Annotated in this window: 18 protein-coding genes; 5 read left to right on the top strand and 13 right to left on the bottom strand. The window is 54.8% G+C overall.

Features of this window, described 5'->3' with window-relative positions:
- Positions 1-37 precede the first annotated feature (37 nt).
- From GOX75_RS16065 to GOX75_RS16050, 4 genes are all read left to right on the top strand, one after another.
- Entirely contained in the window at positions 38-1,780 is a 1,743-nt protein-coding gene (locus tag GOX75_RS16065; RefSeq protein WP_171124805.1) for an amidohydrolase, read from the top strand.
- A gap of 162 nt (positions 1,781-1,942) precedes the next feature.
- On the top strand, positions 1,943-2,374 hold the full coding sequence (locus GOX75_RS16060) for a putative quinol monooxygenase (RefSeq protein WP_171124804.1): 432 nt from the start codon (positions 1,943-1,945) through the stop codon (positions 2,372-2,374).
- Between the two features lie 52 nt (positions 2,375-2,426).
- Complete coding sequence (locus tag GOX75_RS16055; RefSeq protein ID WP_171124802.1) at positions 2,427-3,254, top strand: hypothetical protein; 828 nt, start codon at positions 2,427-2,429, stop codon at positions 3,252-3,254.
- Positions 3,255-3,363: 109 nt separating this feature from the next.
- Complete coding sequence (locus GOX75_RS16050; protein ID WP_171124800.1) at positions 3,364-4,200, top strand: DUF3299 domain-containing protein; 837 nt, start codon at positions 3,364-3,366, stop codon at positions 4,198-4,200.
- Positions 4,201-4,295: 95 nt separating this feature from the next.
- On the opposite strand, the gene GOX75_RS16045 is transcribed toward GOX75_RS16050, so the two are convergent.
- The 6 genes from GOX75_RS16045 to GOX75_RS16020 form a co-directional block, all read right to left on the bottom strand.
- Entirely contained in the window at positions 4,296-4,580 is a 285-nt protein-coding gene (locus tag GOX75_RS16045; RefSeq protein WP_171124798.1) for a hypothetical protein, read from the bottom strand.
- A gap of 90 nt (positions 4,581-4,670) precedes the next feature.
- A complete protein-coding gene (locus GOX75_RS16040; RefSeq protein WP_171124796.1) occupies positions 4,671-6,335 on the bottom strand; it encodes a Na/Pi cotransporter family protein in 1,665 nt (554 codons plus the stop codon).
- A 214-nt stretch (positions 6,336-6,549) separates the two neighbouring features.
- Entirely contained in the window at positions 6,550-7,902 is a 1,353-nt protein-coding gene (locus GOX75_RS16035) for an aspartate aminotransferase family protein (RefSeq protein ID WP_171124794.1), read from the bottom strand.
- Positions 7,903-8,006: 104 nt separating this feature from the next.
- On the bottom strand, positions 8,007-9,470 hold the full coding sequence (gene phnY, locus GOX75_RS16030; RefSeq protein WP_254428827.1) for a phosphonoacetaldehyde dehydrogenase: 1,464 nt from the start codon (positions 9,468-9,470) through the stop codon (positions 8,007-8,009).
- 3 nt (positions 9,471-9,473) lie between these two features.
- The gene (gene phnA / locus GOX75_RS16025; protein ID WP_171124792.1) at positions 9,474-10,718 is read right to left on the bottom strand and encodes a phosphonoacetate hydrolase; all 1,245 of its coding nucleotides are present in this window, start codon (positions 10,716-10,718) and stop codon (positions 9,474-9,476) included.
- Positions 10,719-10,738: 20 nt separating this feature from the next.
- Positions 10,739-11,926 (bottom strand): 2-aminoethylphosphonate--pyruvate transaminase, encoded by a 1,188-nt coding sequence (locus tag GOX75_RS16020; protein WP_171124790.1) that lies wholly within the window; start codon positions 11,924-11,926, stop codon positions 10,739-10,741.
- A gap of 119 nt (positions 11,927-12,045) precedes the next feature.
- Here GOX75_RS16020 and GOX75_RS16015 point away from each other — a divergent pair, with 119 nt between their 5' ends.
- Complete coding sequence (locus tag GOX75_RS16015) at positions 12,046-12,930, top strand: LysR substrate-binding domain-containing protein (RefSeq protein WP_170744499.1); 885 nt, start codon at positions 12,046-12,048, stop codon at positions 12,928-12,930.
- Positions 12,931-12,962: 32 nt separating this feature from the next.
- On the opposite strand, the gene GOX75_RS16010 is transcribed toward GOX75_RS16015, so the two are convergent.
- The 7 genes from GOX75_RS16010 to GOX75_RS15980 all read right to left on the bottom strand — a co-directional run bounded on the left by GOX75_RS16010 (position 12,963) and on the right by GOX75_RS15980 (position 23,415).
- Positions 12,963-14,984 carry a putative 2-aminoethylphosphonate ABC transporter permease subunit gene (locus tag GOX75_RS16010; protein WP_171124789.1) on the bottom strand — a complete coding sequence of 674 codons (2,022 nt, stop codon included), beginning with the start codon at positions 14,982-14,984 and terminating at the stop codon, positions 12,963-12,965.
- Positions 14,981-16,111, bottom strand: a complete 1,131-nt coding sequence (locus tag GOX75_RS16005; RefSeq protein WP_171124787.1) for a putative 2-aminoethylphosphonate ABC transporter ATP-binding protein — start codon at positions 16,109-16,111, stop codon at positions 14,981-14,983. The genes GOX75_RS16010 and GOX75_RS16005 overlap by 4 nt, the downstream gene beginning before the upstream one ends.
- Positions 16,112-16,228: 117 nt before the next feature.
- Complete coding sequence (locus GOX75_RS16000; protein ID WP_171124785.1) at positions 16,229-17,248, bottom strand: putative 2-aminoethylphosphonate ABC transporter substrate-binding protein; 1,020 nt, start codon at positions 17,246-17,248, stop codon at positions 16,229-16,231.
- Positions 17,249-17,481: 233 nt separating this feature from the next.
- Positions 17,482-19,011 carry a sulfatase-like hydrolase/transferase gene (locus GOX75_RS15995; protein ID WP_171124783.1) on the bottom strand — a complete coding sequence of 510 codons (1,530 nt, stop codon included), beginning with the start codon at positions 19,009-19,011 and terminating at the stop codon, positions 17,482-17,484.
- 17 nt (positions 19,012-19,028) lie between these two features.
- A complete protein-coding gene (locus GOX75_RS15990) occupies positions 19,029-19,868 on the bottom strand; it encodes an EamA family transporter (RefSeq protein WP_171124781.1) in 840 nt (279 codons plus the stop codon).
- Positions 19,869-19,913: 45 nt separating this feature from the next.
- On the bottom strand, positions 19,914-20,921 hold the full coding sequence (locus GOX75_RS15985) for a GlxA family transcriptional regulator (protein ID WP_171124779.1): 1,008 nt from the start codon (positions 20,919-20,921) through the stop codon (positions 19,914-19,916).
- A gap of 31 nt (positions 20,922-20,952) precedes the next feature.
- Positions 20,953-23,415: an FAD-dependent oxidoreductase gene (locus GOX75_RS15980; RefSeq protein WP_171124777.1), complete on the bottom strand. Its 2,463-nt coding sequence runs from the start codon at positions 23,413-23,415 to the stop codon at positions 20,953-20,955.
- Between the last annotated feature and the right edge of the window lie 33 nt (positions 23,416-23,448).

The raw sequence follows: 23,448 nt of genomic DNA, 5'->3' as shown, positions 1-23,448 counted from the left end.
ATACCTGAATACATGTTTAAACTTCTCGGAGTTACTAATGAAAAAGCTTTCGTTCTCTATTGTAGCACTACTGGTTTCATCAACGGCTCTGTATGCGCAGGCAGCAGACCTGGTTTTTACCAACGCTTCAGTTCTTACCATGAATGATGATGCGCCAACCGCGCAGGCCGTAGCCGTCACAGGCAACAAGATTACCTACGTTGGCGACATCGCTGGAGCTGATACTTTGATCGATGACAACACCGAGGTTTTGGACCTTGGAGGCGACACGCTGTTGCCGGGCTTTGTCTCGGGTCACGATCACATCGTCGCATCAGGTTGGACGTCACGTGGTGTCAGCCTTTTTGGAATTGAGACCCTTGAAGAGGCATTGGCCACGATCAAGGAATACGCCGAAGCGAACCCCGATGAAGATTTGATCCTGGGCTATGGGTTCAATCAGGTTGCCTACGGGGGCTGGCCGACAAAGGAAGATTTGGATTCAGTGGTGTCTGATCGCCCTGCCTTCATCCTTGACTTCACCATCCATGATATCTGGATGAACTCCAAGGCCTTCGAAGCGGGGCAGGTCAGCCCTGACGAAGAAGATCAGGTGCCGGGCGTTATGTTTTGGCAGCGTGACGCTGAAGGAAATCAGACTGGAATTGGCATCGAGTTCCAATGGGCGGCGGCGTTCAGAAATGCGGGCGCTTGGGACCCGGCGGGTGAAATTCCCGACATTCAAAAGAATCTTTACGATCAGGCCGTCAAAACAGGGATAACGGCCGTTCACATACCCCTGATGGCCATGCCAACGGTCACCGATCTGTCGCTTGTGAAGGAAGACGAGAAACTGGTCCTTTCCCATTTGCATGAGCTCGAAAAGAAAGACGAACTTTCGATCCGCACTTTTGTCGCCACGGGATTCAAGGACCCAACCGCAACTGCTGACGACATTGTTCAACACACGCTTGATCTGCGAGAGCAATACGACAGCGACATGCTGCGCATCTGGGGCATCAAGATCCATCCAGAGGGGAACTGGAGCTCAAAAACTGCCTGGATGCTGGACGATTATGCTGATGGGTCAGCAACGCGCGGCGCGGCCGCCATTGAAGGCCCAATGATAACTTCGGTCTACCTGCAGGCCAATCAGAACGGGCTTCCGGTGGGCACTCACGTCGATGGGTCACAAACAGTGCGCAACACGGTGGAAGCGATCATGACCGCGCGCGGAGCTGGCTATGACGTTCCGAACAACCTTTTGCACCACTATTTTTGGGTATCTGATCAGGACCATGAGACTGTTATCGAAAACGAGATCATGGTGAACACGACCCCACTTTTCCACGTTGATTGGGAAGCACAGGACGTAAACGCGTTGGACTTGTTGGGGCGTGCTAAGGTCGAGGCGATTTTTGCGCGCTATTCCTCGCTGATGGCATTGGGGCACAATGTGTCGATTTCTTCGGATGTTCCGTCCGCGCCGATTGATCTGATCGGTCCGCTCCTGAACGTTGAAATTGCGATGACCCTGCAAGACCCGCTAAACCCGGACAGCAAGCCGTTCCCATTGTCCCGCAAGCCGGCCTCATTGGAAGAGTCGCTGAAGGCAGTCACAATCTATCCTGCCGCTCAGCAGGCGATGCAAGATAAGATCGGTTCAATCGAAGTGGGCAAGTATGCCGACCTCGTCGTTCTCGATCAGGATATTACCGCTGTCGAACCGCGTGAAATCTCGAACATCAAGGTGCAGGGCACGCTGATGGACGGTCGGTTCACTCATCGCGATGGGATCTGACAATGTGATGGCGGTCAGCGCGTCATCGTTGCGCTGGCCGCTCCTACGGGCTTTCTGAATTGGGCACACTTGGTGAAATTCCGGACGTTCCTGAGCCCTTGGGGTGTATCAATCGGAATTCGGATCATCAGAAATAACCCGTACTAATGAATGGAGGCTGAATTGAACTTTCGACCCCACATCACGGTCTTGGGGCTGATCGCAACTCTGGCGACAGCAACTGCTGCGTTCGCGGAAGAAGTGGCTTTTATTGCAATCCTGAAAGTGTCTGATGAAAACGCACAGGCCTTCGATACCCTAGCCAAGGAAATGGTCGCGGCGTCTGCCACGGATGACGGGCTTTTGGTTTATGAGTTCGCCCGGGTTGGAGAAACGGTATATGGCTATGAACGCTACGTTGATGCCGCGGCCCACGCACGACACGAGACACTTATCGAACCGTTTCTACCAAAATTGGTGGAACTTGCGCAGTTTGAACGGATTGTCACCCTTTCACCACTCTCAGGTAGCCATCAAGAGCTTTTTGAAAGCATTGGCGCAGAGATTGGTCAACCAATTGCAGGCGTAGCACAGGACCGTCCCCAACAGCCCTAAGCTTTAGGACGTAGATCAGGGGAACACTAAGATAGATCAAAGAGTATTGTTCATGACAAATCGGGTTTTCATCGTCGCCGCGCTCCTGACCGGAGTTCTGCTTGCGCATCCGGATCATGTATTCGCCTGTGACGCAGCGTGTCAGGCCGCGCGAAAGGCGGCAAACCCGCTCGCGGACACAAAGGCTTTGATAACGGACAATACTATCGCATTCAGGACCGGAACCAATGACGACGACAGTTATAACTTTCAGCTACAGCCGGTTTACTCGATTCCATTGGAGAATGCCTCGCTTGTGCTGCGAGGGATCATTCCCATTCAGGGTGTTCAACCAGGTGCGGTGCTGCCGCCCGGTATAGTCGACCCTTCTTCTGACGACGATCTGACCTGGGGCATTGGCGATTCAACGGTGCAGGCGTTTTATGCACCGACGCCAGGAGCAAGCGGGATTGCATTGGGGTATGGGTTGCAGGTTTCCATGCCAACCCACACGGATGACGCACTGGCCGGTGCAGGCTGGGGTGCTGGACCCGCGTTCGTGGTATTCGGGCAGTCTGGGGAACTTTCTTGGGGTGCCGTCGTCGCCCATATGTGGGGTGAAGACGATTTCAGCGTAAGTATCCTTCAACCCATTCTGAACTATGGGCTGGGTGAGGGTTGGTACGTTGGGTACAATAATGTCATCTCCTACAACTGGAATGCCCCGGGAAATGACGAAGCATGGGCCGTTCCGCTGGGTTTGACTGCGGGCAAGACCTCGATCATCAACGAAGCCAAAGGAACGGCTATGGATGTGAGCTTGGGATACTATGTTCTAGAGCGTAGACCTGAAGGCGGTCCGGACAGGCAAGTCAAAATTGGCCTTTCATTCTTTTTCTGATTGGCTGCAGAAATGCTGGAACTGAATACGGATCAGAGATCAAAACGATAAAGCGGGCAAAGCTGCAATTTGTGGTTTGCCCAAAGATATGAAGGGCCGGCTCGCATTAATGCATGGTGAAGAAACGATGACTGTATGTAACCGGAACGCTGACATGATACGCACCGTACTTACCCTTTTTGCATGCCTTTCAATTACGATATGCCCTCAGATCAGCCTAGCGGAATTTGCTGGGAATACGCCTGAATCTTCAGTTGGACGCGCCCCTTCGGGGGCTCCAAGGATCAATCTCGATACACGCGCAATTGATGCCTCGGCATTCTCGGGTGTTTCTGGCTTAAGTGAAACTACTCAGAAACACTTGGCCGTAAGTTGGAAAGAACTTTTACCTCCGCTTACATCGCTTGAAACTCCGTTCGCATCACTGTCGGCACCACAACTGGAAGCCATGCGAACACATGTGCGCTGGCAGACGTCCAGCGCACATAAGCGTTCAGATGAGAGCTTTATTGCGGAACACGATGCAGCAACCGCCCTTCTCGCAAAACACAAGATTGATGTGGAAAACCTCATGCGGGATCGCCGAAAGATCATTGCCCAAAACAATGCAAATGGTCGCAGCCCGAACCCTCGTATTCTTGGCAAGACGATAGTGATCCCAGGTTACATTGTACCACTCGCGCTCGAAGGCGGTATGGTTACCGAGTTTCTTCTTGTGCCTGTTGCCGGTTCTTGCGTTCACACGCCTTCACCGCCCCCAAATCAGATCATTCATGTCGTTTATTCGAAGGGTGTCGAGTTCAGATCAATTTTTGACGCGTTTTGGATCGAAGGTGAGCTAAACGCGCAAGAACGGCTTAGTGATGTTTCTTTCTATGATGGTGCAGCGACAGTGATTTCCAACTACAGCCTCGATGCACGCGCCGTTCTTAAGTTCGATGGCTAAGTATTGGACATCTACGAAGGGTTTGAGGAAGTTACTGCTGAACCGTTCAGTCAACATCTTGCGATTTAGTGAGCGATTTCGGGGTGTAAGCAAAATTATGGTAAATAAAATGGTTCGGCCCTTTGAGTCTTGCTACTTTCGGTTCCATCCATATTTTTGGAAGTTGGCTCACTTTGTTTTGATTGAGTTGAGGGAGTGTCGAAGAATCGGAGTTCAAAGTGGCAATCAACGGGCTTCGCTGGTTCGAAGCCGCCCGCCTGAGACCGTCTATTAGCAAGGCTTTTGAAAAAGCCTGACAATCCTGAGACAAACTGAAGTATGCGAACGGAATTACTTGTACCTATTTCCTTGTTTCCATCTTCTGATTTGACTTTTTTCATTGAAACTGACTCCTGTGTCAGACCGCCTTACCGATAGTAACACGATTTCGTCGTCCAAGTGCTTAATAAAGTACTCCATTCGGCAACTCGTTAGTCAGCAATCTCGGTGATTAATCGTGTCTCAAGCAACTGACCATTCCGGTACAGGACCGGGTAGGCGATCGAAGCGATGTGGCTGTTGAATTCCCGGAATGCCCGTAAAGTCTCCAGATGAATGTCGCTGGTCTCGAAGCTTTCCGCTGTGCCGTGCTGCAGTCGGCGTAGGTGTCGTTTGCGGCTGTCCCGCTCCACGCGTTTGATTTCGGTTTTTTCAAGGCTGAGAAGCCGGGCGCTTTCCAGATCGTCCGAAATCAGCACATTCGATGCCAGTTTCATATTGGCCAGAATTCCCTCGTGCATCTGAACAAGTTCCGACCAGCCTTCCTGTGAAAAACTTGATCCCTTTGCGCGCATTTCACCGGCCAATACTGTCAGGCGTTTGGCGACGACATCGCCCGCCGTTTCAAGCCGGATAGCAAACTCCACAAGATCGCGCGCTGTTTTTGCATCCTGTTTTTCATATAGCTCTGAGGGCATCGCAGCGACAAAGGCTCGAATATCCGAAAGGCATCTGTTTACGTCCTCGTCAATAGCCTGAACCGAGCGGATCTGTTCTTTTTCTCCGCTTCGGTAAAGCTCCAGGACAGGACGGAACATGGTTTCGAGAAAGTCACTCATCCGCAGAAGCTCACGCTTGAGGCTCGGCATGGCCTGGCTCGGGTTAGCCACATTTTCCATGTCCAGTGCGCAGGTCGGGCGCGCAGGTCGGGATTCCTTTTCTTTCTTCTGGTCGGGCAAGAGCTTTTCGAACAAGCCCTCCACGCGTCCGCAAAACGGAAGAGCCAGAACCAGAAGCGACAGGTTGAATGCAAGATGTACGTTAACCAGCATCTGGCCCCCTTGCGGGTCGCCCAACAGCCCGGTCCGCAAGGCGAAGTTAGCGGCAAACAATGTGACTAGTGCCCAACTGCCCCGTAGCGCCAGATTGGCATAGGGTATACGTCGGGCGATCACGGGCATCCCTCGCGTCAGCCAGACCGGTATGAAGGCTGAGCCGAAATTCGCGCCAAAGACCAATGACATACCGGCGGCGAACGGGATTGCGCCAATCTGCACAAGCGTCACGCACATAAGGATGGCTGCGACCGAAGAATGCATGACAAAGGCCAGCGCACCTCCGACAAGGAAGGCGGTAATATAGTCGCGAGCCAAATAGTCGGCTACGGCGGGTAGAAATGCGCTGTCGCGAATGGGGTCCATCGCTTCGCGCAGGAACCTGAGCGAGATCAGGATAAAGGCAACACCCATCAGGATACGCCCCAACTGTCGGGCTTTTTTAGCCTCGGTCTTGACGAACAGATAGCCGCCAACGGCCAGCAGCAGCGGAACAAGCCAGTCCAGTTTGAACGAAAGAATTTGAATGATCAGTGCCGATCCCAGATCGCCACCCAGCACAATGGCCAGCCCAGCCGGAAAGCTCAGCAATCCGCTGGCAGCAAAACCGGAGCTTAACAGAGCTACCGCCGCCGAGCTTTGCAGCACCATCGCCATCACCACGCCCACCAGTGAAGCTTGCACGTAACTGCGTTGTTGCGTCATCACCCGCTGGAACGACGCGCCGTAGCTGCGTTCTATCCCGGTACGCACCATGCGGACCGCGTACAGCAGCAGCATGGTGGCCCCGGCCAGGCTGATTAGGAAGGTGACAATCGCCATACTTCACTCCGACTTCAATATAGGCTCAGTTCACCGCAGCTCTTGTGCGATGATCTGCAAGTAGCTTTTACTTTTTTGACCACGGCGCTAGAGACGTCGGGTTCAATCAACTTCGCGTTGAGCGCCCGCGCCGTGTCATCCGCGTCAGGTTTTGATCGGTTTGGAAGGTGCTCCCGGGCGCTAAAGTTTTGCACGGCGTATGCGGACCGACCGGTCAGACCTCGTTTTCAATCGCTGCAACTACAATATCGATTGCCCGGTCTAGTTCACCTTTCGAAATTGTCAGCGGCGGCGACAGCGTCAGAACGCTTCCCTGGCTGATCTTGTAGCTCAGCCCGGCTTCGAGACAGGCATAATAGATCCGTTCCGCGCGGGTATTTCCCGGTGTCTTGGTGACGCGGTCCTCGACAATCTCGACCCCAAACATAAGGCCACGGCCCCGAATGTCGCCAACGATGGGAACGTTTTGCAGTGCATCCATCAGGCGGCTTATTGCGTGTTCCCCCAATTCTGACGCCCGTTCGACCAATCCCTCATCCTCAATGATCTGCAGTGTAGTCAAAGCTGCGCGGGCGGTAACGGGGTTCTTTTCGTGCGTGTAGTGCCCGATGGCAAAATCGCCGCAAACATCCAGATTCTTGCGGGCGATGCAGGCGGCGATGGGAAGGATACCTCCGCCCAGTGATTTGCCAATGGTGACAATATCGGGAACGATCTCGTCATGTTGGAACGAGAACATCTGCCCGGTCTTACCCAGCCCCGTCGGAATCTCGTCCAGGATCAGCAATGCACCATGGCGGTCGCAGATTTCGCGTACCCGTTTCCAGAAACCCGGCGGTGGCACAATGGGGACGGCGCGCATCGCTTCGGCCACCACGGCGCAGATGTCGCCTTCGCGCTCCAGCACATAGTCGATCATGTTGGCGCAGGCTTCGGCGCTGGCCTCAAGCGTTGTGTGCCCATAAGGGCAGCGGGTGGGGTGGAAGGGGGCCACATGCTCGGTTCCCGGCAAAAGCGGCCCGGCAATATGGCTGCGGAACGTGGCCTCGCCGCCAACACTCGCCGCGCCAAAGCCCGCACCGTGAAAGGCGTCCCAGAAGCTGAGCGTCTTGAAGCGGCCCGTAGCGGCGCGGGCGATCTTGAGCGCGACTTCATTGGCGTCCGAGCCGCCGGTGGTGAATAGTATCTTGCCCAGATCATTGGGGGTGATAGCGACCAACTTTTCGGCCAGTTCCACCGCCGGGTCATTGGTGAAGCGGCGCGGGGCAAAGGGCAGGTCGTCCAGCTGATCCTTGATCGCTTGCACCAGCCGGGGATGGCCATAACCGATGTGATGCACCGAATTGCCGTGGAAATCCATATAGCGGCAGCCATCGAGATCCTCGATCCAGATCCCTTCTGCCTTGGCAATCGTGCTGACGCAGGGGCTGGACAAGGATTGATGCAGGAACACATCCGCGTCGCGTTTTAACAGTGGCGAAGATTTGGGTCCGATAGACTTCTTCAGCCAGGTTTTGCGGGCTTCCGAAGTATTCGATTCCCCTTCGGTATGGACAATCTGTGGCATATCCGGTTCTCGCTGTCGCTTCGTAAAAGATGCGGACCCCGAAAGGTCCGCCAGTAGGGGGAGGAATTTTGAAGCCCCGCCCGCTATCGGGAAGGGCAGGAATTTCAGCCGGGCCAGGGCAGTGAATAGGTTTTGACGTTAGTGAAGAACTTCATGGCTTCGATGACGCCTTCTTTGACGCCGTTGCCGCTGTCCTTGATGCCGCCAAAGGGTGACATTTCGATCCGGTAACCTGGTTGTTCCCAAATGTTGCAGGTGCCAACATCTAACCCGTTGATATAGGCAATCGCGCGATTCAGATCGTTGGTGCAGACGCCCGAAGACAGACCAAACTCGGTCGAGTTCGAAATCGCCATCACCTCTTCATCATTGTCGGGCACACGCACGATGGGGACGATCGGGCCAAAGGTTTCCTCCATCACCAATTCACTGTCATGTGGCACCTTGTCGACCACGATGGGCGGTAGCAGTGCACCCTGACGGCCGGGGTGATAGAGGATTACTGCGCCTTCTTTCTCGGCCTGATAGACGCGGTTCTCAAAAACTTCCGCCGCCTTATCGTGGATCACGCAGCCCAGTTCGGTTTCCGGGTCCTGAGGATCGCCAAACTTGATCTTCTTGGCTTTTTCCAGAACCAGCGGCACAAACTTTTCCGCCACGCTTTCCTGCACCAAAATGCGCTTGACCGCCGTACAGCGTTGGCCCGAGTTGCCCGTCGCGCCCGCAACCGCAATTGTTGCCGCCTTGTCCAGATCCGCGTCGCTGAGATCATTGAGAATAATTAGGGGGTCATTGCCGCCGAGTTCCAGAGCCTGGCGTTTGTAGACACCCTTTTCGGCGATCATCTTGCCGACCGGTACACCGCCGGTGAAGGTAATGATGTCGATGTGATCGTTGGTGATCATTTCATCACCGATGTCGCCGGGCCAGCCCGTGACAACCTGGAACATCTCCGGCGGCAGCCCCGCTTCATAAAGAATGTCAGCTAAAGTCAGCGCTGTCAGCGGGGTCAGTTCCGTCGGTTTGCAGACCATGCAGTTATTGGTCGCAATAGATGGAGCAATTTTGTGGCTGACCATGTTCAGCGGGTGGTTGAATGGCGTGATCGCACTGATCGCGTTTACGGGTTCTCGCGTCGTGAAAATCTTGCGGGCTTTGCCGTTGTGGGTCAGATCGCACGAAAATATCTCGCCGTCGTCTTTCAGCGCTTCGGCGGCGGCAAACTGATAGACGTCCTGCGCGCGCTTGGTTTCATAGATTGCGTGCTGATGGCAAATGCCAAGTTCCAGCGTCAGCCATTTGGCCAGATACTCACGCTTTTCTCCGATCAGTTCTCCCGCGCGCTGCAGGATCTGGCTGCGTTCATAACGGGTGAGTTTCGGCTTGTAGTTCGCCGCAATCTCGAAGGCCTTGCGTGCATGTTCAGCGGTTCCGGCCGGGACATGACCCACCACCTCGTTGGTATAGGGATACAGCACCGGAACGGTTTCGTCAGTGAATACAACTTCACCACCGATCCGCATCCCTTCGTTTCGTACTTCGATGTTCGACATGGTTTGATCTTTCATGACTTACTGTGCCGCCGCTGTGGTTGCGTAAAAAAAGGCGTCGAAGTTGCGTAAAACCGGCTGGTTTGGCAGGTCAATGACACGGTTCACGATGAACGGAACCTCTTGTTCGGTCAAACCGCCATGGCTGCGCAGCGGTTCTTTCAGGGCCGCCAGATCATGGCGGTGCTCTGATGTGCCAATGCAGATGTTCTCACCAGAAACCATCACGATGTCGCCAATCCGGTCGCCCGGCAGTTCGAATTGCTCAATGGCCTCGGCCTTGGTCAGCACATGGGTTATACCTTCGGTTGCCCTGAGTTTGGCAATGATGTTGTCCTGATCTGCGCCTTCGGGCAGATAGGCCGTTGCGAACGAGCCCAACGCACCGTGATGCACCACGTACGGGTCGGTGATCGGCAGGATGACGCGCGCTGCGTCCTTACCAAGCCATTCATCCATCAGATCCTGTGCGTAAATAACGGCCGGGGAACCATCAGCCAGATGCTTTGGTTTCATGCCATGATCAGCGGTTACAACAATGGCAGCACCCAGTTCGTCCAACTCCCCCAAATAGCGGTCGAACATGGCGTAGAAATCAAGCGCGCCTTGCTGTTCAGGCGCAAACTTGTGCTGAATATAGTCGGTGGTGGACAGATACATCACGTCGGGCTTGAACTCTTTCAGCAGCTTAACGCCAGCAGCGAATACAAACTCAGACAATTCGGCTGAATAGACCTCAGGGACGTCCATGCCCAGCCATTTGCTTGCATTGTCGATGCCGTGCTCAGCCATAGTGGTTTCGCCCGAACGTTCCGAAGAAAAGGCGACGGCGCGACCTTCGTCGAATTTAAGCCCCGCACCAAGAAGTGCACGCAGCTTGTCCTTGGCGGTAACCATAGCGACGCGGAAACCAGCATCGTAGAATTGTGAGAAAATGGTCGGCGCGCGCAGGAAACGCACGTCGTTCATCATGACCTCTTCGCCGCTGTCAGGGTCGATCAAATAGTTGCCGCAGATACCATGCACGATGGGCGGCCGGCCGGTGGCAATCGACAGGTTGTTGGGGTTGGTGAAGGAGGGGATCACGGAATGGGCCAACCGGTCGGTACCGGTCTCGCGCATCCGTTTAAGGTTGGGCATCAGACCCTTGGCTATTGCGACTTCCAGATATTCCGGCTCGCACCCATCAAGGCAGATGGCGATTGCGGGCACTTTCGGCGTCGGATAGACGCGTTCGTTTGCTTCAACGGGTGTTTGGATGGTCATCTTATTATGTTCCTTGATAGTTAAGCTGCCAGTTTGGCGCGTTCTTCCAATGCCCGGAGGGGCGGTGCAGCGCTTGTGACACCCATCTCCTCCAATGATTCCTTTGCTGCGGTCACAACTTTGCGCATGACGTGCTCGTCCATTTGGCCGATACATCCGACACGGAAACTGTCGACCACCGTCAGCTTGCCCGGGTAGATGATGAAACCTTTGGATTTCATAAGGGTATAGAACTGATCGAATACGAAATTCTTGTCCGCCGGGCAGAAAAAGGTGACGATAATTGGGCTGAGCCAGCGATTGTCCAGCAGAGTTTCAAAGCCCAGCTCGCGCATGCCGGCGACCATGACATCACGGTTGCGGGTATAGCGCTCGCCACGGCCTGGTACGCCCCCTTCGGCGGAGTGCGCCCTGAGTGCTTCGAGAAACGCCGCAACCACATGAGTCGGCGGAGTGAACCGCCACTGGCCAGTCTTGTTCATATGCGCCCATTGCGCATGCACATCCAGCGACAAAGAATGACTGTTGCCCTCAGCCGCCTCAAGTTCGGAATTTCGGGCGACGATGAATCCGAATCCGGGGACGCCTTCGATACATTTGTTGGCCGAGGATACCATGGCCTCGTACCGGATCTCGCTCGGTTTCAGCTCGATCGCTCCGAAAGCTGACATCGAGTCAATCAAAAGCTTGCGCCCGGCGGCATAGGTCGCCTCGGAAATCTCTTCCACGGGGTTCAGGATGCCTGAACTGGTTTCGCAATGAATGGCAACCACGTGCGTGATATCGGGGTCCTCGACGAGAATACGGGCCACTTCGTCGCCGCGGGGCGGCAGGTAATCGCCTTTGTCCAGAACCACATAAGCGCGGTTCAGATATTCCAGGGTCTTTGCGGAGCGTTGCCCGTAGGCACCATTGGCCAATACCAGCGCTTTGCCGTCGCGCGGAATGAATGACGCAAGCATCGCTTCAACCGAGAATGAGCCGCTGCCCTGCATAGGGACACAGTCAAACTCATCGGCACCTTCGCCCAGTAGCGCCAGCAAGCTGGTCCGCACTTCGCGCGTCATGGCGCGAAAGTCGTCATCCCAACTGCCCCAATCCTTTAGCATGGCTTCTTTCACCGCATAGGATGTCGTCAAGGGACCAGGCGTCAGAAGATAGGGTTCACCAAGGCGCGGTTGCTCAATCTTTGGTTTGGAAGGCGTCATAACCAGGCTCCAGAAAGGTATTTTCAAGAACACAATTGCAGCAAATGTTGCTATATGTGAAATTGCAAATATCAATCTAATTATAAGCACAGCCTATGATCAGACTTCGGAGTACTGCTATGCGGCACAGCCAGCTCAAAGCCTTTCATTTTGTAGCCAAGCATGGCGGATTTTCGCGTGCTGCAGAGGCTCTTTTTCTGACGCAGCCGGCAATTTCGGAACAGGTGCGAAAGCTGGAACAGGATCATGATCTGTTGTTGTTTCAACGCGAGCGCAAACGTGTGACTTTGACACCCGACGGTGAGCAGCTTTACCGATACACGAAGCAATACTTCGAGATCGAAGGTCAGATCGAGGATTACCTATCCGAGACTAAGGCCGTGGTCGATGGAGAGTTGCGCATCATCGCCGACTCCGCGCACCACATGACAGCCTTTCTGGGGCCCTTTCAAAAGAAAAATCCGAATGTCACGATCACCGTACGCTCGGGGAATAGCGAAGAGATTCTGGAAGAGCTAAGGGCTTATAACGCGGAAATTGGCGTAGTGGGCAGCCTTTCTCCCGGCAAGGATATGGATGTCTTAAGTCTTGGTTCCACTGAGATCGTGGCCTTTGCCGCACAGGGTGTTCTCTTGGCGTCGAAGCCGACACTGTCTCTAGAAGAGCTATCAAATCTACCGTTAATTTTCCGCGAGACGGGATCAAAAACGCGCCAGAAACTTGAAGACGAGGCCAAAAAACATGGGATAACGTTGAAGCCCGCGATTGTAGCTGAGGGGCGCGAAGCGATACGGGAGCTTGTGGCCTCGGGCGCAGGTATCGGTTTTGTCTCGCAGGCGGAATATGGTCATGATGACCGTCTCCGGCAAATCAAACTTAAAGGCATCAACCTGCAGATGGGCGAGAGCATTATATCGCTGTCTCAGAGGCGCGAAGTGAAGATCATCCGCGCCTTCACAGAGTTTGCGCAACGTACCTTGGAAGAAAACCCCGCCAACGATTGATTGGCGGGGCTTGGTATCAGCAGGAGTGGCCGTCAGCGACTGCGCCAGGCCTGAGTGCGTTTTAATATCCCTTTAGATGCAATCAGGTGAATGATCCGGGCCGCAGCATTGGTATAAAAGATCATCATGCCCATCGCCGCAGCTGGTGCAATATCCCCGGCATCATCCATGTTCAGTACTGCGATAGACGCGAGCGTCGTTTTAGGCGAGTAAAGGAACACGACCGCTGACACAGTCGTCATTGCATTTACGAACAGATAAATGGATATGTCCAAAACTGCTGGCAGGCAAACTGGAACCGTAACACGCGCAAACAGTTTCATCGTTGGCTGTTTGAGCGAGGCCGAAACGGACTCGAACTCGCGGTCCATTTGTTTCAGCGCGGTCACCGCCGTCAGGTGCGATACAGTGTAAAAGTGCGTTACTGTACAGATCACCAGTATTGCCATGGTGCCGTAGATGCCGTTCAAGGGGTTTGAAGGGTTGTTGAAGAAGAAGATGTAGGACAGCCCCAGCACCATACCAGGAATTGCCATCGGCAACATCGCAAACATCTGAAAGATCGATCTGCCGGTGCGGAACCCTTTCGACTTTTCAACCAAATAGGCCCCGAAGAACACGACGGTGGTGCCGATTACTGCGGTCAACAGGGCCAGCCGGATCGAATTGAAATACGATCCCCATCCACCGCCATCCATCTTGTCGAACTGATAGTTCCGCAGGCTCAGGCTCAGGTCGTAGGGCCAGAACTTGATCAGCGCCGCGAACTGGCACACCGCCAGAAGACCGACAATGAACAGGCCGATCAGGCTGCAATAAATCAGGAACAGCCGGTCCGCTTTTGGGTTTGGGGTTGCCTGGTACGGCACCGACCGTGCGGACAGCAGCGCAACCTGTTTGGACTGAACCATACGGTCAATGGCAAAGGCCAGGATTGCCGGGATCACCAGAACCACTGACACAACCGCGCCCATCTCAAAGTTCTGCTGGCCGATTACCTGTTTGTAGATATCCACCGCAAGCACGTTGAATTGTCCACCGATGACTTTGGGCAACCCAAAATCGGTAATCACTAGGTTGAACACCACAAAGGCGGCTGAAATCAGGCCATAACGCGCACCCGGGACCGTGACCGTCCAGAACGTGCGCCATGGGGTTGACCGCAAACTTGCCGCAGCCTCGTACAGCCGCGCATCCGAGATTGCGAGCGCCGTTGAAATAATCAGGAAGGCGTGCGGGAAGGTGAAAAACACTGATCCGATCACAATGCCGATCGGTCCATAGATACTTGCACCGAACAACAGTTCCTTGATCATGCCCTGATTGCCAAACAGGTATACCAAAGCGATACCCGGCAAGAGCGAGGGGACAAGAATCGGTGCCATCGCGATCAGGCGAAAGACACCTTTGAACCGCATACAACTGCGATTGAGCGCATAGGCAAACCAAAAGGCCAGCGTTACTGTAACGATGGTACTGACAACGGATATCCAAAGCGAGTTCTTGATCGAATTGAACAGCGCAGGTGTCGAGAAGTAGTTTACAAAGTTGTCCAGGCCCCGTGATTGAACGGGCCGCAACTGAACCCGGCGGAAGGTGTTGGAATCAAGCTCGATCCAGTCGGTGCCGTCCTGCAGAGTTGAGCCGACCAGAAAGCGCCCGGTGTCGCTTGTGTTGCGGATCTGGTACATGACCGGGCTGCGGAAGCTAAAATCCGGAAACAGACCCGTCACTGGCAGACGTCCGTCTGAACCGGTAACAAGATCGGTATCGGTGAATACCTCGGTCTGCCGGTTCAGCGCATCGCCTGTCAGAACCGTGCCGTCGAAAATGCCCGCCTCGTCGCTGACCTGAAACTCGTATTGCGACAGTTCCACTCGATAAGTGGAAAACGACTTGGAAAGCATTGTGTAAAGCGGCAGCGCCAGAGTTACGATCAGGTAGAGCACGATGACCATCATGCTGCCACGCATCAGTAAATCGTCACGGCTGAGCTTCGGCTTGATATCCGGTCCGGGGGGCAAGGTGCCAGTATTTGTGGAAATCGTGCTCATGCCTCGGTCTCCGCAACATCAAAAGCCATCAGACGGTTCTCAGGAAGCTCAATCACCATGCTGCGCCCCTCGTCCAGTTCAAGACGGCGCACAGCATTGATCGAGAAATCAGCAATCAGTTCTGAAGACCCGAACCGCTCGTTGCTTAGACGGCAGCGCCAGAACGAGCCCAGAAACTCCATCTCATCAAGTGTCACTTCGATGCAGTTGCGGTTTCCGCCGGTATCCAGATACCCAGCTTCATGGGGAATTACGTCTTCCGGCCTAATTGCTGCAACAACCGGTGTTCCATCGTTGAACTGATGACCCAGGCAGGCAAAGGTTTTTTCACCCACGCTCAACCGCCCGCCCTTGGTAACTTGAGACTTAATCTGATTCATTTCGCCAATAAAATCGGCCACAAACAGGTTGGCCGGTTCCCGGTAGATTTCTGTGGGTGAACCCACCTGCTCAATTACTCCGTGATTCATGACCACGATGCGATCAGCCATTGCCAGCGCCTCTTCCTGATCATGGGTCACCATCACGGTGGTTACGCCTAGCTTGCGCTGCAGTTCCTTGATTTCGTGCCGCAAATGGACACGTACCTTGGCATCCAGTGCCGAAAGGGGTTCATCCAGCAGCAATAGGCCGGGCTTGGACGCGATGGCGCGTGCCAGTGCAATCCTTTGTTGTTGCCCGCCCGACAACTGCGCCGGGTATTTCTTACCCTGATCAGGAAGTCCGACCAGATGCAGCAACTCGTTCACACGGACAGCGATTTCAGACTTGCTGCGGCCCGAGTTTTCCAGACCAAAAGCGATATTCTTCTCAATCGTGAGGTTGGGAAATAGCGCATAGGATTGAAACACAATCCCGAAATCACGCTCGGACGGGGGTAAGTTGGACACGTCCATACCGTCCTGCATGACCGTACCTTTGGTTTGCAGGTCCAAACCTGCAATGGCACGCAGCAGAGTTGTTTTTCCACAGCCTGACGGGCCCAGAAAGCAGACAAACTCGCCTTCGTTGATTTCCAGCGAAATATCCTTGAGTGCAAGAAAGCTGCCAAAGGCTTTCCACAGGTTTTGGATACTGAGATACAGTTCACCGGGTGGCGTTTTCTGAAGCACGGGAGAAGTCCTCATATCTGCACCTCGGGCACGGCCGTACCTGGCCGGTCTGAACCGGGTGAGTAGGTTGTATTGTTGGGAACAAGAGTGTGGTGCGCAGGAGAGGCATGATCGCCCCTCCCGCGAATGGGACTACTTCGCTTCCGACTTTCCGTCATAGCGAGACTGCCATTCCTTTAGGATTGCCGCGCGATTGTTGGCGGCAAACTCAAAATCATTGTCAATCATGGCATCCAAAAGGCCCTCTGGGAAGTGCTCGACCGGCTTTGCGACGCCGGGATAGGCCACAACCGCATAACCGCTGTTGTACATCTCATTGGCTTCTTTGGTGACCGTGAAATCAACCAGTTTCTGAGCAGCTTCCAGATTCCCAGTGCCGGCAACAATTGCGGTTGCTTCCATGTCCCAACCGACGCCCTCAGAAGGCACGATGATTTCAAGCGGGGCGCCGTCCGCCTTGGACTTGGCACCGCGGAAGGCAAACGAGATACCGATTGGGATTTCGCCCGCAGCCGCCAGCTTGCAAGGCTTCGATCCCGAATGGGTATATCGCGCAATGTTTTCGTGCAGCGCATCCATGTATTCCCAGCCGCCGTCTTCACCAAACATCTGCAGCCAGCTTGAAACATCAAGGAAACCAGTACCTGATGAGTTCGGGTTGGGCATGATTACCTGATCCTTGTACATTGGATCGGTAAGGTCCTGCCATGACGTTGGCGGCGTCAGCCCAGCCTTTTCGGCCTCGACTGTATTGTAGCAAACCGACGCAACCCAGGCATCCATGCCAACCCAGGCTGGAGGATTGTCGCCGTCAACAAACTTGACATCAAGTTCTCCAACGCCAACCGGTGCGTAGGGTTCCAGCATGCCTTCGGATTTCAGCAGCAGCAGCGACGTGGCCGCCAGCCCCCAGACGACGTCTGCCTGAGGGTTGTCCCGCTCCGCCAGCAATTTGGCGGTAATGATCCCGGTCGAGTCACGAACCCAGTTAATTTTGATATCAGGGTTGCTTTGGTTAAACGTCTCGGCATATCGGGCCAGATCTTCGGCCTCGACGGCGGTATAAACGGTCAGTTCTGTCTCTGATGCCGCTGCCGTTGCAGTCAGTGTGCCGATGGCGAGAGCGGTTAGAAGTGATGTTGTGTGTCTCATTGTCATCCTCTGTTGGTGATTTATTAGACAGGTTCGCCATTCTCGTGCGGCGTTTTCATTCAGATTAGTACCGACAGTTTGACAGATTAATTCTTCAAGAAAAATCGATTATACCTTCAACGTTATAAGTTTGTCCTATGGATAAGAATACTATTTTCCGCAAAGCGTTTACGATAGATTTTGGTTTCGCAGCAGCAGGTCTTCAACGTTTAAAATCGCGGGTTTGCATATACTTAGTAAGACCCGGTCTTAACGCCTCCAGGGCGCACAATCGTTTGAGCAAAGGTGGGATCGGCATTTTTCATGCGGTGTTGCAGCATCTTGCGGGTCAGGTGAAGCAGCGTTGGTGTGATTTCAGTTTGCGTTGCGATAGACTCTGCTTCCCCACGCTCGTCCATGTCAAAGAGTACTTGCGGCAGCCCTGCGCCAAACTCGACCAAGCGGTGATCTTTTGTGCGCAAAATGCCCAGATTTGCCTGCCGCGAGGTCAGACCTAACTCAGCCATCCATGGAGTCGGCTTTACCGGATTGCCAAAATCGAACTCGGAAAAGCTGTAATCCGCCCCTTCCGTTTCAGTATCGCCCAAAATGCCAAGCAAACTTCGCCCGTTCATCGAAGAGGGGGGTCTCGAGCCGACTCTTTCGAGAATGGTGACGGGTATATCGATGGACTCCGTGAACCCGGAATGCACCCGACCGTGCATATCAGGACGCGCGGGATCACGCACAATCAGGGGCACATGATAGGCAGCATCATGGAAGGCACCTTTTCCCCATAGCCCGTAGTCGCCCAACATCTCACCGTGATCTGCGGTAACGATCAGAACAGTATTGTCCCACTGGCCGGACGTCCTTAGCCAGTCCACCACACGCCCAATATGATGATCGACTTCCGTTGCTAATGCCAGATAAGTTGCCCGCAGTTGGGCGATGGTTTCCAGATCATTCATCAGATCGGGGAAGCCAACAACCATGCTTGATATCGGTTGCTTATCCTGTGCAGGGGCAAGAAACGGGTGCCAGTGCCGGTCTCCTAAGGGATCGCGGGTTGAACGCGGCGCAGGCATATCCCTTGGGTCATAAAGCGTATTGTAAGGTGCAGGTGCCACAAGCGGAGGGTGAGGCCGGATATAGGTCAGCGTGGCAAACCATCCCGGCTCAGCATCCTGCATTTTGGATAGAAACTGATCCGACAGAAACGCCGTATCGCTCATATCCGCCGGATACAAAGCCGGATCACCGACCTTCGGGCCGTTGGGGCGGTAGGTGTCGGGGTAGGGGGGCAGGTCAATGCCCTGCTGCGACAGATGCGAAAGCCAGGCTCCAACGTCTGATTCCATGCGCATTCTCACCGCCTCCTCAAAGCCAGGAAGTAATTCCTCATAGCTTTGAAGCCTTGGGTCATCGGGGGGTAGAACCCTGGGATCGCGGGTCGTGTCGGTATAGCCGAACAAACGTGGATTGTACCCGGCCTGTCGCATCGCACGTGCCAGGTTCGGGGTATCGTGCCGGAGCGGAGTGCCGTTTCGGACCGACCGGTGGTTGAAAGCATATTGCCCGGTGAACAGGGATGCCCGGCTTGGTCCGCAAGGCACTGTGACGGCAAAGTGGTTGGCAAAGCTGACGGCGTTTTCTTGAAGTCGCCGAAGGTTGGGCAATTGCGCTATTCGTCCGAGGCCATCCTGACCCAGAAGATCGAAGCGGAACTGATCGATGACGATCAGCAAGACATTCGGGAGTGTTTCTGTGTTTTCTGTCTGCAAGTTTCCCCCCAATCCCTTCAACTTGCCATCGCCAGAGCCACTATCCCAATCACCACGATGGTCGCAGCCAGAAGCCTATTGGATTTTGGCCCTTCGCCGAACCACATGACACCAATAATCGAAGCAAAGATGACGGAACTCTCCCTGAGCGCGGACACCATGCCCAACGGCGCGATTGTCTTTGCATAAAGAACTAATCCATAGGCCAGGCCCGAGATGACACCGCCTGCGAGGCCTGCCCAGACATAGCGTCGAGGCAGAGTCACCACGCGCTGCCACCGGGTTGTAAAGATGAATCCGGCCACAAAAATCTCGGCCACAAACAATGCCGCGATATACCCCAGCGTGTTCTCGGACAGCCGGACGCCAATACCGTCGACAAGCGAATAGGACGCAATCATCATGCCGGTGCCAAAAGCAGCCGCGATGGCGATCCAGTTCGTGTGTTTGCCCAATCCGGCAAAGGACAGGCACCCAATACCCAAGGAGATACAGGTAATGCCGATCCATGCCGCGGGTGGCAGAATTTCACCCGCGAACAGAATTGCACCCATGGCAACCAAAATCGGAGTCATCCCGCGTGAGATTGGATAGACCACCGACAGGTCGCCATGTTTGTAAGCGGTGTTCAGAAACCAATAGTACCCCCAATGGATCAGGGTCGAGCCTATGATAAAGGGAAAGGCCGCCCATACCGGCAAGCCTGTGAATGGCAATACAAACATCGCTGGTATCGCATGGCCGAGCGAGACCAGCCCCAAAACGACGGCTTTGTCCGGCGCGCCTTTAACTACGGCATTCCATAGCGCGTGCAGAAAGGCTGCGGTCAAAACGATGAGAAACGCGTGGATTGTCATACGAACATGATGTCCCGAGGTAATGTGTTGAACACTAGCAGCGCATCAAGTTTCGAACCTTGAGGCGTTCATCCGGGCGCGTACGCATGCTGGAGTTTGCCCGAACCTTTGTTTGTACTTCCGCGACAGCGTGGCATTGGACCCAAACCCACAGGCCAAGGCAACCTCGGTAAGCGTCAGATTGGTGAACCTGACGATTGCCTGGGCCTTGTCCAACCGTTCCTCCAGGTAGTAGGTTTTTGGGGTAAGCCCTGTTGCTGCTACAAATTTCCTTTCAAGCTGGCGCACCGAAATCCCTACTTCCTCAGCAATGCTCGTAATCTGGAGGGGTTCTTCCAGATGATACCGAAACAGTTCTATAGCCTTGTCAACAACGATGTCGCCAGTAAAGCCATTGTCGACTCGGGCGATGTCGTGTGCGCAAGCGATACACCTGCCGAAATTCGGTCTGTAGCTTAGGAATTTCCGGTCTAACCGGGGTTGTTCCTGCGGAGTAAGGGTGTCGCTTGTAGTCTTGGACAGCAGGTTGAGTAGAGAGAACCTTGATCCTGCAGACCATATCGCTCCACGGGCGTGGCTATCGTTGGATGCGGGCGAGATATCTGGGAACTGTTCCTCCAACGCGCTCAGTACTGGGGCTGTTGCGGCGACTGTCGAACCACTGAGAAGCCCGGTATGCGCCAGCGGGATCAAGGCCGCTTCAACCGCGCCCAGAACCCGACCTGCCCTGAGTTGTGCGCGTGCCACGCGGCCGAGGATATTCTGCTGATCAGGAGGAAGGACTGGTCCGCCGACCAGAAACAGATAGCCGTATCGCGCTGTGTGGTCATTGATGCGGCTGGTGCTCAATTTTACTCCGCATTCGCTCTGCACGTCAGTGCCTGCCAACGACAGGACCGAGACTCTGAATTGTATGTCAGCGGCCAGCTGGTTCGCCGCCTTCAAATAGGTCAGCCCCACCGAGAGCTGATCCAAGGGCAGGCCATCCCAGCACAAAAAGCCAATCTCTGTGGCATGACCCGTGTCGGATTCGATGACCGAATAGTGTTTCATTCCGGGTTACGCCGTCTGAGTTTCATCGGGCCTAGCCGTCCACTTTGGGCCGTTCGCTTTTTGCATCATAGGGGGTTCGGATATGCGCCGATGCAGACAGTCGGCTACCGGCAAGGTCGATCTCGAACTTACCCTTGGCAATGTAATCCGCCGTCACACGTTCGGGTGCATCCAACTGACAAAGGGCAACTGACGCGCCCAGCGTATGACCATAGGCGGCCGAGCGGACCTCACCGATTTCGACGCCATCATACAGCACAGCCTCGCCGCCCCACAGCTGCGGCTCGTCATCGTCCAGTACCAGCTGAACGATACGGGTTTTCAGGTGATCGGGGTTCGCTTTTGCGACCAGCAGCGCCTCTTTCCCGATGAAACCGCCGGGTTTGTCATAGTCCACGGCAAAGTTCAGACCAGCCTGGATCGGCGTAATGTCTGGTGTCAACTCGCGGCTCCAGGCGCGGAAGCCTTTCTCGATCCGCAGACCTTCCAGCGCATAGTAGCCAGCGTCGATCATACCGAACGCGGCCCCTTCGCGCATCAGGTCATCGTAGACGCCTGCCGAAAATTCGACCGGCACGATCAGTTCCCAGCCCAATTCGCCGACATAGGTCATGCGGTTAGCCAGAACGGTGGCATAGCCCAGATCGATTTCCTGAACGGTGGCAAACGGGAAGGCTGCGTTCGAAAGGTCCGCCTTCGTCAGCTTTTTCAGAACATCGCGCGAGTTTGGACCCATCACCGACAGCACTGACCATGCAGCCGTCACATCCGTCAGGAAGACATGGGCGTCTGCGCTGAAATTCTTGCGGACCCAGTCCGCGTCATGAATGGTTTGGGCCGATCCTGTGATCAGCATGAATTCCTGCTCTTTCAGTCGCAGAACCGTCAGGTCGGATTCATATCCCCCGCGTTCGTTCAGCAAGCCGGTGTACACTGTCTGCCCCACGGGCACGTCAACATTTGCGGCGCAGATTCTGTTCAACTCGCGGCAAGCATCGCGCCCTTGCACCAGCAATTTCGAGAACGAGCTTTGGTCAAACAGCGTGACCGCTTCGCGTGTGGCCTTGTGTTCTTTGCCCACATTCTGGTGCCAGTTCTGACGACCAAAGCTGTAGTCGATCTCGGCCTTTTCACCATCCTCAGCAAAATAGTTCGCCCTCTCCCACCCCATTTTCGATCCAAACACGGCGTTCTTGGCCGCCAGCCGATCATAGAGAGCCGAGCGGCGAAACGGCCGCGCCGTGTCCAATTCCCGGTTAGGCCAAGGCATCGCATAGTGCAGGCCGAGCGTTTCCTTGACGCGGTCATGCAGCCATGTGGGGTTGTTGTTAAAATCTGCAAACCGCCGGATATCCACCGCAAACAGATCCGAGGTTGGCGCCCCTTCGACAATCCATTCGGCAAGCGCGCGTCCGGCCCCACCTGCACTGGCAATCCCCATCGAGTTGAAGCCCGCGCCAACAAAGAAATTCTTCAACTCGGGCGCTTCGCCCAGCAGATAGTTATTGTCGGGGGTAAAGCTCTCAGGCCCGTTATAGAACTGACGTACGCCTGTCTCCGCCATGCTGGGTACTCGGATAAGTGCATTTTCCATCAGAATTTCAAATTGGTCCCAGTCATCCTCCAAAAGCTGGAAGAAGAAGTTGTCTGGTATGCCATCCATGCCCCATGGCTTGGCGTCCGGTTCAAAGCCGCCCATTACCAGACCGCCTGTCTCTTCCTTGAAATAGATATAGCCATCTGGGTCGCGCAGAACGGGCAAGTCGGGCTTCACACCTTCGATCTGCTCGGTCACGATGTAGTAGTGTTCAGCAGAGTGCAGAGGCACATTGACGCCGCACATCTTGCCCAGTTGTCGGGCCCACTGTCCACCGCAGTTCACCACGATCTCGGCATTGATCGTGCCCTGATCGGTGATCACACCGGTGGCAGTGCCATCTTTGGTCAGAATGTTAGTGACCTTGATCCCTTCGATCACTTTCGCGCCACCCATGCGCGCGCCTTTGGCCAGAGACTGGGTCAGATCAGTCGGGTTGGCCTTACCGTCGCCAGGCATCCACAGCCCGCCTTTGACGTCATCCACCTGCATCACTGGCCATTTGTCCTGCGCCTCCTGCGGGGTGACGACCTGGACCTCGACCCCCTGCGCCCGCGCAGCAGCAGCGGTGCGCATCAGCATGGTCATGCGATCGTCGGTCCGTGCCACTGTGACCGAGCCGCATTCCATCCAGCCGGTGGCAAGCCCGGTCTCGGCCTCAAGCTGTGAATACAGCTCGGTCGAATAGCGGATCAGGTTGGTCATCGCGGGCTGGCTACGCAGCTGACCGACTAGACCCGCCGCGTGCCATGTGGTGCCGCAACTCAGCTGCCCCTGTTCCAGCAGAACGACGTCGCGATGCCCCATCTTCGTCAGGTGATATGCGACCGAGCAGCCAACGATACCGCCTCCCACGATGACATATTGCGCGCTTTGCGGAAGTTGGATGTCGGCCATTGACTTGCTCCGTACAGAAGGATTCGGGTTTGT

This window comes from Ruegeria sp. HKCCD7251, from assembly GCF_013031165.1.
Classification (GTDB): Bacteria; Pseudomonadota; Alphaproteobacteria; order Rhodobacterales; family Rhodobacteraceae; genus Ruegeria.
The sequence above is the reverse complement of the archived record's forward strand: the minus strand, read 5'-3'. Positions and strand labels throughout refer to the sequence as shown.